This is a genomic window from Pseudomonas sp. FP2338 (genome assembly GCF_030687515.1).
GTDB lineage: Bacteria > Pseudomonadota > Gammaproteobacteria > Pseudomonadales > Pseudomonadaceae > Aquipseudomonas > Aquipseudomonas salomonii.
On record NZ_CP117436.1, the window covers coordinates 4,715,118 to 4,727,250 of the forward strand.

General features: G+C 60.4%; 10 protein-coding genes. 3 read left to right on the plus strand and 7 right to left on the minus strand.

Going from position 1 to position 12,133, the window contains the following annotated elements; genetic code table 11:
* Positions 1-26: 26 nt before the first annotated feature.
* Entirely contained in the window at positions 27-791 is a 765-nt protein-coding gene (locus PSH96_RS21255) for a GntR family transcriptional regulator (protein WP_017134778.1), read from the minus strand.
* A 214-nt stretch (positions 792-1,005) separates the two neighbouring features.
* On the opposite strand from PSH96_RS21255, the gene PSH96_RS21260 reads away from it, so the two are divergent.
* The gene (locus PSH96_RS21260) at positions 1,006-2,196 is read left to right on the plus strand and encodes a benzoate/H(+) symporter BenE family transporter (RefSeq protein ID WP_305454890.1); all 1,191 of its coding nucleotides are present in this window, start codon (positions 1,006-1,008) and stop codon (positions 2,194-2,196) included.
* A gap of 36 nt (positions 2,197-2,232) precedes the next feature.
* On the opposite strand, the gene PSH96_RS21265 is transcribed toward PSH96_RS21260, so the two are convergent.
* Positions 2,233-2,577 carry a YggL family protein gene (locus PSH96_RS21265; protein WP_033900540.1) on the minus strand — a complete coding sequence of 115 codons (345 nt, stop codon included), beginning with the start codon at positions 2,575-2,577 and terminating at the stop codon, positions 2,233-2,235.
* A 236-nt stretch (positions 2,578-2,813) separates the two neighbouring features.
* Here PSH96_RS21265 and dacB point away from each other — a divergent pair, with 236 nt between their 5' ends.
* Complete coding sequence (gene dacB / locus PSH96_RS21270; protein WP_305454891.1) at positions 2,814-4,274, plus strand: D-alanyl-D-alanine carboxypeptidase/D-alanyl-D-alanine-endopeptidase; 1,461 nt, start codon at positions 2,814-2,816, stop codon at positions 4,272-4,274.
* Positions 4,275-4,300: 26 nt separating this feature from the next.
* On the opposite strand, the gene PSH96_RS21275 is transcribed toward dacB, so the two are convergent.
* Together PSH96_RS21275 and rlmKL are read right to left on the minus strand one after the other, a co-directional pair.
* Positions 4,301-6,685: a diguanylate cyclase gene (locus PSH96_RS21275; protein WP_305454892.1), complete on the minus strand. Its 2,385-nt coding sequence runs from the start codon at positions 6,683-6,685 to the stop codon at positions 4,301-4,303.
* Between the two features lie 151 nt (positions 6,686-6,836).
* Positions 6,837-9,101: a bifunctional 23S rRNA (guanine(2069)-N(7))-methyltransferase RlmK/23S rRNA (guanine(2445)-N(2))-methyltransferase RlmL gene (gene rlmKL, locus PSH96_RS21280; RefSeq protein WP_056861554.1), complete on the minus strand. Its 2,265-nt coding sequence runs from the start codon at positions 9,099-9,101 to the stop codon at positions 6,837-6,839.
* Positions 9,102-9,633: 532 nt separating this feature from the next.
* On the opposite strand from rlmKL, the gene rmf reads away from it, so the two are divergent.
* The gene (rmf, locus tag PSH96_RS21285; RefSeq protein ID WP_002553055.1) at positions 9,634-9,849 is read left to right on the plus strand and encodes a ribosome modulation factor; all 216 of its coding nucleotides are present in this window, start codon (positions 9,634-9,636) and stop codon (positions 9,847-9,849) included.
* A gap of 182 nt (positions 9,850-10,031) precedes the next feature.
* Here rmf and PSH96_RS21290 read toward each other — a convergent pair whose 3' ends face one another.
* From PSH96_RS21290 to PSH96_RS21300, 3 genes are all read right to left on the minus strand, one after another.
* Positions 10,032-11,051, minus strand: coding sequence for a quinone-dependent dihydroorotate dehydrogenase (locus PSH96_RS21290; RefSeq protein WP_305454893.1), 1,020 nt, complete (start codon positions 11,049-11,051; stop codon positions 10,032-10,034).
* 85 nt (positions 11,052-11,136) lie between these two features.
* Entirely contained in the window at positions 11,137-11,592 is a 456-nt protein-coding gene (locus PSH96_RS21295; RefSeq protein WP_305454894.1) for a transglycosylase SLT domain-containing protein, read from the minus strand.
* Positions 11,585-11,974 (minus strand): winged helix-turn-helix domain-containing protein, encoded by a 390-nt coding sequence (locus PSH96_RS21300; protein WP_305460128.1) that lies wholly within the window; start codon positions 11,972-11,974, stop codon positions 11,585-11,587. Before PSH96_RS21300 ends, PSH96_RS21295 begins: the two co-directional genes overlap by 8 nt.
* Positions 11,975-12,133 lie beyond the last annotated feature (159 nt).

Sequence of the window (12,133 nt, forward strand, 5' to 3'; positions counted from 1 at the left end):
GTTTAGTCCCAGGCGAACCTGGAACATTACAGTTTGACTGAAGAACGCCCTGGCTTCTTGGTCTGCAACAAATGCGAGAACACCGCGTGCAAATCATCCGACGCGCTTTCCTCGTCGAGGTTGAGCTTGCTGTCGATGTGATCCATGTGATGCATCATCAAATTCACCGCCAGCGTCGCGTCGCGTGCTTCGATCGCGTCGATCAACTGGGTGTGCTCATCGTAGGAGCAGTGCGAGCGGTTGCCGCTTTCGTACTGGGCGATGATCAACGAGGTTTGCGACACCAGGCTGCGCTGGAAGCTGATCAGCGGCGCATTCTTTGCGGCTTCGGCGAGCTTCAGGTGGAATTCGCCGGAGAGACGGATACCGGCACCGCGATCACCCCGTGAGAAGCTGTCGCGCTCATCGTTGACCATCTGGCGCAGTTCGGCCAATTGCTCAGCCGTGGCGTGCTGCACCGCAAGCTCAGTGATCGCCCGCTCCACCAGCCGCCGGGCGAGAAATACCTGACGGGCTTCTTCGACACTCGGGCTTGCCACCACCGCACCGCGATTGGGCCGCAGCAGTACCACGCCTTCATGGGCCAGGCGCGAGAGCGCGCGACGGATGATGGTGCGGCTGACGCCGAAGATTTCGCCCAGTGCTTCTTCACTCAATTTGGTACCGGGCGCCAGGCGTTGTTCGAGGATCGCCTCGAAGATATGCGCGTAGACGATATCGTCCTGGGTTCCGCTGCGACCGGCCTTGCCGGCTCGCGGTTGTTTCTTGAGAGGTTGCAACTGTTCGTTCATGGGCACTCGGGTTTGGAGAACGGCGGCGAATTAACGGTAATACGTCAACAGCGTGTTGCTGGCAAGTATCACCTAAAAACAGGGCACATTGTACACAACCCAGTGCGCCAACACACTGTACGGCTATTTGCGGTGGCGGCTGTATTGCAATGAGTGGTTACTTTTGAGTTTAGGCTTGAATTCGCTTTTTCCCAGGTAAAAGGAACACCTCTCCATGACCGACGCCACCCAAGCGCCTTTGCGCCCGTTGGCCGACACTTCTGCGTCGGCCGTCGTCGCCGGCTTCATCGCCATGATGACCGGCTACACCAGCTCCCTGGTGCTGATGTTCCAGGCCGGCCAGGCCGCCGGCTTGACCACCGCGCAGATTTCTTCGTGGATCTGGGCGATCTCCATCGGCATGGCGGTGTGCAGCATCGGCCTGTCGTTGCGCTATCGCACGCCGATCACCATCGCCTGGTCCACGCCCGGCGCCGCGCTGCTGATCACCAGCCTGGGCGGCGTGAGCTACGGCGAGGCCATTGGCGCGTATATCACCTGCGCCGTGCTGGTGACGCTGTGCGGGCTGACCGGCAGCTTTGAAAAACTGGTCAAGCGCATTCCCGCCTCATTGGCAGCTGCCTTGCTGGCGGGGATTCTGTTCAAGATCGGCAGCGAGATTTTCGTCGCCGCGCAACACCGCACCGGGTTGGTGCTGGGGATGTTTTTCACTTATCTGGTGATCAAGCGCCTGTCGCCGCGTTATGCCGTGCTGGCCGCGCTGGTGATCGGCACCCTGTTGTCGGGGCTGATGGGCTTGCTGGACTTCAGCGGTTTTCATCTGGAAGTGGCAACACCGGTGTGGACCACGCCACACTTCTCGCTGGCGGCCACGATCAGCATCGGTATCCCGTTGTTCGTGGTGGCGATGACCTCGCAGAACATGCCCGGCGTCGCCGTGCTGCGCGCCGACGGCTACACGGTGCCCGCCTCGCCCCTGATCACCGCCACCGGCCTGGCCTCGCTGGTACTGGCGCCATTCGGCTCCCACGGCATCAACCTGGCCGCGATCAGCGCGGCGATCTGCACCGGGCCACACGCCCATGAAGACCGCAACAAGCGCTACACCGCAGCCGTGTGGTGCGGGGTGTTCTACGGGATTGCCGGGGTGTTCGGCGCAACCTTGGCGGCGTTGTTCGCTGCACTGCCCAAGGAACTGGTGCTGTCGATTGCGGCCCTGGCGCTGTTTGGCTCGATCATCAACGGCTTGAGTATCGCCATGAATGAGCCGAAGGAACGGGAAGCGGCGCTGATCACCTTTATGGTCACCGCGTCTGGCTTGACGCTGTTTTCCATCGGCTCGGCGTTCTGGGGGATTGTGGCGGGGGTGTTGACGCTGCTGATTCTGAACTGGCGCAAGGCATAAAAAAACGGCAACCCTAAGGTCGCCGTTTTTTTAGTATCACTTAGCCGCGTTGATCGGCTTTTCCGGATACCACACGTCCAGCAGTGGGCTGACTTCAGCGCTTTTCAGCTCGCTGCGGCCTTTGAGCCAGCTTTCAACAGCTACGCGTTGCTCTTCGTTGACCGAGCCACGCTTCTGCAGGCAAACCAGACCGAAGTCATCGCCGCCGACATAGCCCAGACCGTTGGCTTCCATGGCTTCTTTGATGAATGCTTCGAGGAAAGCATCGGTAGCTTCTTCACTCAGGTCTTCTTTGAAGTCCAGGTTCAGTTCGAAACCCAGCTCTTGAAATTCATCAACGCACAGTTTTTTGCGCAGACGCTGGGAACGGTTAGTCGCCATTGGAACAATCCTCTTAAGTAATAACGGCCGGCACTTTAGCAGTTTAAGCCGACCTTTGCCCGACTCTATGGGACGGGCGGCCATTGGTCCGCAAAAAAACCCGAAATACCCGCTATCGTTCAGCTACAACTGGATGCACCTTGGGGCATAATGCCGACACTTTCGTGACCAATGAGGGATTTTCTTCCATACCCCTCACCTTTTTCACCCTTCTCAGCAGTAGGGTTTTATTCCTTATGATCAACTCTTTTCGTTCAGTACTCCTTGCCGGTTTTCTTCTACCACTGGCCTTTTCCGTCACCGCCGCGCCGACCAACAACACCCTGCCGCCGAATGTTCAGCAGGCGCTGCAGAAAGCCAAAATACCCAATACTTCGCTGTCGTTGGTGATGCTGCCCCTCACCGGGCCTGGCACGCCGACCGTGTTCAACGCGGATGTTTCGGTAAACCCGGCCTCCACCATGAAGCTGGTCACCACCTACGCAGCCCTGGAAATGCTCGGCCCCAACCACCAGTGGAAGACCGAGTTCTATACCGACGGCACCCTCAGCGGTGGCGTGTTGCGCGGCAACCTTTACCTCAAGGGCGGCGGTGACCCCAAGCTGAATATGGAAAAACTCTGGCTGTTGATGCGTGACCTGCGCGCCAATGGCGTGCAGCAAGTCACCGGCGACCTGGTGCTGGACCGCAGCTTCTTCAACCAGCCGCAATTGCCTGAATTCAATGACGACGGCAACGACGAGAACAAGCCGTTCCTGGTCAAGCCGGACGCCTTGCTGGTCAACCTCAAGGCCCTGCGTTTTGTCACCCGTAATGACTCGGGCCGGGTGATCGTGTCGGTCGAGCCGCCGATTGCGAGCATCCGCATCGACAACCAGGTCAAAGTCTCCAACGCCAAGCAATGCACCGGGGACGTGCGCTACAGCCCGGTCACCGCGGCCGATGGCAGCGTGACCGTGACGGTCAGCGGCCAGTTGGGCGATGGCTGCAGCTCGCAGACTTACCTGTCGCTGCTCGACCACGCCACCTACACCGCCGGCGCCGTGCGTGCGATCTGGCAGGAGTTGGGCGGCACCATCCAGGGCCGTGATATCCAGGCGCCGGTGCCCAAAGACGCTAAAGTGCTGGCCCGTGCGTTCTCGCCGGACCTGGCGGAAATCATCCGCGACATCAACAAATACAGTAACAACACCATGGCCCAGCAGTTGTTCCTGAGCCTGGGCGCGCAGTTCCGTAACGACGCCGATGGCGACGATGCCAAGGCAGCGCAACGCGTGGTGCGTCAGTGGCTGGCGAAAAAAGGTATCACCGCGCCACACTTGGTGATGGAGAACGGCTCCGGCCTGTCCCGTGCCGAACGCGTCAGCGCCCGCGAAATGGCGGCCATGCTGCAGGCCGCGTGGAAAGGCCCGTACGCGGCGGAATACATCAGTTCGCTGCCGATTGCCGGCACCGACGGCACCATGCGCAAACGCCTGAAAACCACGGCCCTGCGCGGTGAGGCTCACGTCAAGACCGGTACCTTGAACACCGTGCGCGCCATTGCCGGGTTCAGCCGCGATAACAACGGTAACAGCTGGGTGGTGGTAGCAATCCTCAACGACTCGAAGCCATGGGGTGCTTCGTCGGTGCTCGATCAGGTGCTGCTGGACCTGTATCGCCAGCCGAAGCTGACAGCCGCAGCGCCCGTGCTCTAAAGGCCACACAGAGCCAGCTCCCACCTTCAGGCGCGCAAGCGCTCGGCTTCCACCCGGTCGCGGCCCGCCTGCTTGGCCACGTACACCGCCGAGTCTGCGCGCAGCAGCAGCCCGTCAATCCCTTCATCGATCCGCCAGCTGGCCACACCGAAGCTGGCGGTCACCACGCCCACCACCTCCATCGGTTCGGTGCGCAGCGACTGCCACAACTCCATCGCCAGGCGATAAGCCTGCTCGGCATCGGTATGCGGGCACAGCACCACAAACTCTTCACCGCCCAAACGACAAAACACATCCGTGCGGCGCAGGCGCCGGCCGATGCGTTTGCACACTTCCTGCAACACCCCATCGCCCACCGCATGCCCGTGCTGATCATTGATGCGCTTGAAGTGATCAATATCGAGCATGATCAACGACAGTGTGCCCGAGGTTCGGTTGAGCCGGAGCATCTCGGCCTTGAGGCGATCCTGAAAATAACGGCGGTTATGAATGCCCGTCAGCGAGTCGGTAATCGACAGCGCGCGCAGCTCCTCTTCGACCCGCTTCAGATCGGAGATATCCGACACGTAGCCATGCCACAACGTGCCACCGCCGGTTAACTCCTCCGGCGTGGCTTCGCCACGAATCCAGCGCAGGCCGCGTTGCGGCAACACCACCCGATACTCTTCGCGCCAATGGCTCAACTGCAGCGCCGACAGCCGGATCGACAGACGCACCCGTTCCACGTCTTGCGGATGAATACGTTCGAACACCTTGTCCGCGTTTTGCTGCAATACGCCCGTGTCGATTTCATAGATATCGCGCATACCGTCGCTGGCATAGATGAAACGCCCTTTCCCCTTGGGTTCAAGGGTGAACTGAAAGATCCCGCCAGGCACGTGGGCACTGAGTTTTTTCAGTAGACGGTCGCGCGCGGCCAACGCCTCGTAGGCGCGTTTTTGTTCGGTCACATCCAGGTAGATCGCCAAGTGCCCGATCCACAGGCCGTAGTCGTCCAGCAACACGGTGGTGAGCATATTCACCGTCAGGTAGCTGCCATCCTCGCGCACTATTGTCCACTCGCGCGCCTCGTGCAGGTTGTCCGGGCTTTCCACCAGCATCGCCTGGCTCACCGGAATACGCTTGCCCAAGGCCACACTCAAACTGGCCGCGCGCGCTTCGAGTTCATGGGGCAGATGCAGGCTTTCCAGGGTCAGTCGCCCCACCACCGCCTCGGATTTGAACCCGAGCATTTTCTCGGCACCGGCATTGAAGGTGTTGATCACACCCCGCAAGTCAGTGGCAATGATCGCAACATGGGTGGCGGCGTTCAGTACGCTGCGCAATTGCCCGTGGGCGGCGCGAAGCTCCTGCTCACGCAGGTGCAACTGCTGTGTGCGTTGTTCCACCAGCTTGAGCGCACGCTGGCGCTGGCTGACCAACACATACAGCAACGCACTGAGCAGCAGGCTGAGGAGCACGCCCATGGCCAGGATGGTGTGCATCGACGAGTGATTGGCCTGGTCGAACACCTGGCTGGCGCGAATGCTCAAGGCATACACATGGTCGCCGAGGGTGAGGCGGCGCGTGGCGACAAGGCCGCTGTCGCCCACCGCGTTGCTGGACGCGTACAGCACACGTTGCTGCGTGTCGGAGGTGTCGACGATCTGCATCACCAGGTTGTCGCGGCCGGGCTTGGGCAAACCATCGGCGACCAGTTGGCGCATGCTGAGCACTGCCATCACATAACCATGGGGCTCGGTATCGGCGGGTTTACTCACGGGCGCCACCAGCAAAACGCCGGCAGCATAAGCCGGTTCTACGCCCACCAACTGCATGGGCTGGGACACCGCAGGCCGGCCGCTGCTTTGCACCCGCTCAAGCACCGAACGGCGCAGGGGCTGGGCCAACAGGTCGAACCCCAAGGGTGACCCCAGCAAGCTTTGGGTCTGGCTGTACAACACCGGCACATACTCGTCGCGCTCGGGCGCAGGCGCCAGTTCACCCGCAGCGTTCAACTCTCGAATGGCGAAAGGTGTACCCCGCTGACGCGAGATTTCCTGTTCAAAAGCACTGCGCTGTTCGCGAAATATACGCGGCGCCCAGGCATAGGCGCGGGCGCGCAGAAGCAAAGGCTTGGCGAAACCATCGAACTCGGCGCGGGACACGTCACTGGAATTGACGAAGAAACGCTGCAGGCTGGCCAGGCGTTGCTCCTGGTCTTCGAAACGCTCCTGAAGGCGGATGGAGCGCTCGTTGACCAACAACTGGAAACGCTGGCGCACTTGCTGCTGGTAGAGGTCGGCGGCCGCCCAGGCGACGATGACCGTCAGCGCCACACCTGCCAATAACACCACCAATGCCACCAGCCAAGCCGACGCCTGCTCACTGATAAAGCCTAGTATTTTCGGGCGAACGGCTTGCATCGGCATAGGCAACACTCACAACGCCAGCGTGCGGGGGGTGTCACTTTGGCTAGGCGTTAAGTTATAGCCATGAGGCCGGCGTTTGACCAGTGCAAAAAAGCCGCAAGCCCGGAATAGTCCGGGCTTGCGGCTTTTTGGTGCAGCTTGAGTGTGGCGATCAGCGCGCGGTGATTTTCCACGCCCGGTGAATCTTCGCGTTACGTGCGAAATCCGGGTCCAGGGTCTTGTCGCTGATTTCCTCGACCGCGTAGCGCTCGCTGAGGTTGTCCTCCAGCACGAACTTGCGGAAGTTGTTCGAGAAGTACAGCACGCCGCCAGGCGCCAGGCGCGCCATGGCCAGGTCGAGCAACTGCACGTGGTCACGCTGCACGTCGAAGATGCCTTCCATGCGCTTGGAGTTGGAGAAGGTCGGCGGGTCGATGAAGATCAGGTCGAACTCATCACGGCTCGCCTCCAGCCAGGCCATCACGTCACCCTGCTCCAGGCGGTTCTTGTCAGAGAAACCGTTAAGGGAGAAGTTGCGACGCGCCCAGTCCAGGTAAGTCTTGGACAAGTCGACGCTGGTGGTGCTGCGCGCGCCGCCCTTGGCTGCGTGCACACTCGCGGTGGCGGTATAGCAATACAGGTTGAGGAAACGCTTGCCGGCCGCTTCCTTCTGGATGCGCATGCGCATCGGGCGGTGGTCGAGGAACAGGCCGGTGTCCAGGTAGTCGGTGAGGTTGACCAACAGCTTCACGCCGCCTTCGCTGACCTCGGTGAACTTGCCTTGGGCGCTTTGACGTTCGTACTGTTTGGTGCCGCTCTGACGTTCGCGACGCTTGACCACCACGCGGCTCTTGTCGACGTTCAGCGCCTGGGGAATCGCGGCCAGCGCATCGAACATACGCGCAGAAGCTTTTTCCGGGTCGATGGATTTAGGCGCAGCGTATTCCTGCACATGCACCCAATCGTGGTACAGGTCGATGGCCATGGAGTATTCCGGCATATCGGCGTCGTACACACGGTAGCAGTCCACGCCTTCGCGCTTGGCCCACTTGCCCAGTTGCTTGAGGTTCTTTTGCAGGCGGTTGGCGAACATCTGCCCGCCTTCGCTGAGGCGCGCCTGCTCAACCACCGGGGCGGGAGCCGGCTTGATCGGGTTGCCGTTCTTGTTGTACTGGCGCTCGACCGGCTCGGTCGGGGCTTGATCGTAAGCGGCTTGCTCACGCTCGGCCTGACGCTGTTCCGGGGTGCGACGCTCGCCAGTGACGAACTGGTCCGGGTTGACCTTGATCAGCAGCAACTTGCACGGCAACGCGCCGTTCCAGAACGAATACTGTTTGTGGCTGCGGATGCCCATGCGCTTGCCCAGGTCCGGCGCGCCGGTGAACACCGCCGCTTCCCAGCCCATGCACGCCTGGCGCAAGCGCTCACCAAGGTTCTGGTAGAGGTACAACAGGCTGGCTTCGTCACCCAGGCGCTCGCCGTAGGGCGGGTTGCAGATCACCAGGCCTTTCTGGTTCTGGTCCGGGCGCGGCTCGAAAGTACCGACTTCGCCCTGGTACACCTTGATCCAGTGGCTTAAGCCTGCGCGTTCGATGTTGTTACGCGCGGGTTGGATCAGGCGCGGATCGGCTTCGTAGCCACGTACCCACAATGGCGGTTTGTTCATGCCGATGGCAGCACGCTCGGTGGCCTCGGTGTGCAGCTTCTTCCACAGCGCCGGCACGTGACCGAGCCAGGTGGTGAAGCCCCACAGTTCACGATTCAGGTTGGGTGCCATGTCGGCGGCGATCATTGCGCCTTCCACCAAGAAGGTGCCCACGCCACACATCGGGTCTGTCAGCGCGCCACCTTCGGCCGCAATACGCGGCCAGCCGGCGCGGATCAGGATCGCGGCGGCCAGGTTTTCCTTCAGCGGTGCGGCGCCCTGCTGCAGGCGATAACCGCGCTGGTGCAGGCTGTGGCCGGACAGGTCAAGGGAAAGGATGGCTTCGCCACGGTCCAGGCGCAGGTGAATGCGCAGGTCCGGGTTGATCTTGTCGATGGACGGACGTTCGCCGGTCGGGGTGCGCAGCTTGTCGACAATCGCATCCTTGACCTTCAGCGCGCCGAAGTGGGTGTTGTCGATGCCCGAACCATGGCCACTGAATTCAACGGCCAGGGTGCCGTCCGGGACCATGTGGTCGGCCCATTCGATATCCAGCACGCCGTGATACAGGTCTTCGGCGTCCTTCATCGGGAAGCGCTTGAGTACCAGCAGCACGCGGTTGGCCAGGCGCGACCAGAGGCACAGGCGGTAGGCGGTTTCCATGTCGGCCATGCCGCGCACGGCCGAGGTGTGCTCGCGCGCGTCTTCAAGGCCAAGCCCGACGGCTTCCTCGATCAGCAGGCCTTCGAGGCCCTTGGGGCAGGTGAGGAAGAGTTCAAAACGGTCCGACATGGGGCATTCCAGGCTTTTCAGCAATAAATGAACGGGCGACGCATCGCCGGCTCGGTTTTCAATCAAGCACTTTTCTTGAAGAGTGCTCGCGTGGCACGAATGTGCCGTTCCACCCCGGCTGCCGGGCGTTTGAGCCTTAATTGCCGGGGCAGATAAATAAATCATCGCAACAAAAAGAAATATTCCGACCCTTCGTCGAATAATAACCGACTGCAACGGGCGGGCATTCTCACTAAAGGATTAAACCCATCCTCTATGCAGGGCACATCATAGCTGGGTTTGCCTATTAAATGGGGCGAAAAGCCATCCCAGCTTATGGCTATAGCATCGTTATCGTTACGTGCTTATGACAAAACGATCATTGAATCCATGTGACCTATTGGTTAGAACTCAACACAGGTTGGCGCCGTAACGACGCCGACACTTAGGCTCGCCACGCCGGCAGCGAGCCCACCAACGGCAGGAAAACCCTGCCCGGCCCCACGCGGGGCCGAAGGATATCTAGACAGTCAACAAGTGAGGGAAACACCCTATGAGAAGACTTAAGCGTGATCCGTTGGAAAGAGCATTTTTACGCGGATATCAATATGGCGTTCATGGTAAATCCCGTGAGCTTTGCCCATTTACTCTACCGTCGGTACGCCAAGCCTGGATCAACGGCTGGCGAGAAGGACGCGGCGACAACTGGGACGGTATGACTGGCACTGCGGGAATCCACAGACTCAACGAACTTCACGCCGTCGGCTGACACGGGGCACTTAATCCGACAACCACCTTGAAGATTTTGTAACGACTTAACCACGCACGTCCTATCCGGGCGGCGGGCTTCGGCCCAGGGGGCTCCTTTTGGAGCCCTTTTTAATGCTCGGAAATTGGCTGATCTACTGATCGTTCCCACGCAAAGTGAACTGAACGATCTATCACGATCTATCAGCGCAAAGCCGCGATGGCATCCACCGACTCGCGAATCAACGCCGGGCCTTTGTAGATAAAGCCGGAATAGAGCTGCACCAGGCTTGCGCCGGCGGCGATCTTCTCGGCTGCGTGCTTGCCTTCGGTGATGCCGCCAACGGCGATGATCGGCAAACGCCCCGCCAGCTCGGCCGCCAGCACCTTGACGATATGGGTACTCTGGTCCCGTACCGGGGCGCCCGACAGCCCGCCCGCTTCGTCACCATGCGCCAGCCCTTCAACGCCGACGCGGCTTAAGGTGGTGTTGGTAGCGATCACCGCATCCATGCCCGAATCCACCAGGGCCTGGGCGACCAGCACGGTCTCTTCATCGCTCATGTCCGGGGCAATCTTGATAGCCAACGGCACACGCTTGCCATGGCGCACGGCCAGGTCTTCCTGGCGCTGGCGCAAGGCTTCGAGCAATTGCTTGAGGGAATCGCCAAACTGCAGGCTGCGCAGGCCCGGTGTGTTGGGCGAACTGACGTTGACCGTGACATAGCTGGCGTGGGCGTAGACCTTGTCCAGGCAGGTCAGGTAATCATCCACAGCGCGCTCGACCGGCGTGTCGAAGTTCTTGCCGATATTGATGCCGAGAATGCCTTTGTACTTCGCGGCTTGAACCCGCGACAGCAAATGATCAACCCCCAGATTGTTGAAGCCCATGCGGTTGATGATGGCCTCGGCTTCGGGCAACCGGAAGATACGTGGCTTCGGGTTGCCCGGCTGCGGACGGGGCGTCACGGTGCCGATCTCGACAAAGCCGAACCCCAGCTGCGCAAAGCCGTCGATGGCTGCGCCGTTCTTGTCCAGGCCGGCAGCCAACCCGACCGGGTTGGGGAAATCGAGCCCCATCACCGACACCGGCATTTTTGCCGGCGCCTTGCATACCAGGCCATTGAGCCCCAGGCGACCACCGGCACCGATCAGGTCCAGGGACAGATCGTGGGAGGTTTCCGGGGAGAGTTTGAACAACAGCTGGCGGGCCAGGGTATACATGGGCGGGCTAGACTCGGATGGCGGCGAAAGGTGGCGCGATTATAGCCGGGGTGGCACGCGGGGTGCGAGGCGTGCCGTCCATTCGTCACTGGCGTTGTGCAACCAACGCTTCGTACTGCGCCCAGATTTTTTCTGCATAACGCAGGCGCAATGCCTCGCGCCCAGGTGCTGGCCCGGCATTATAGGAACCCACGGCTGTCCAGTTGTAACCGAAGCGCTGGATGAAGTCGGCCAGGATCGAAGCGCCCACTTCGACCGATAAACAAGGGTCGCTCAGCAACCTTTCTTCGGTAATCCCCTGCTTGGCCAGACGCGGCAAGTGCATGCTATTGATTTGCATCAGGCCTATATCCCGCGAGCCATCACTATTGCTCTGGTTCATCGCGCCGCCGCGTGCGCCCGACTCCACGACAGCGATGGCCTGCAACAGCTCCGGCTCGATGTCGTAGCGACGGGCAACGTCATCCCAGCAACTGGCCCAGGCCTGATGACTGCCCATCAGCAGGCTCAACAGCACGCCCTTGCCCAAACGCCTAATCATGTTGCACCTGGCCACAGGCCGAACAGACGCGCTGCAAACGCCCCGCCCCTGAGTGGTGCCGGACGGTGACGGCACAGGTAAAGCGATAACCCCTGCCGTATATGGTCTTGATAAAGCCCTTATCTTTCCTCAAGTGCTTGCGCAATTCGTAGATACAACGGGTGAGTGACTCCTCCGCGACTTCGCCACGGGACCAGGCCTGCTCAAGTAAACGATCCTTGGTCATCAGCACACCATCGGATGCCAACAGCAACCGCAGCACCTGCCACTCCTTGGGCGGCAGCTGAATATCCACACCCTCGCCCGTCAAACGGCCATCTGCATGCAAGGTCCACCCGGCAAAAAACCATGCGGCCGTCAGCCCTTCATCCACGAGGGTCATATTCACCTCTGCACCTGACTACTGACATTGAATTCCTTGTTTCCAGAAACGGCCGATACGCCAACCCCGCGACTATAAAAAGCTGGCCTTGGAACAACGTTAGGAAAAAACCCATGTAATCGAGGTTTTCGGTGGACATTGCGTAGGACTTTTCACCAT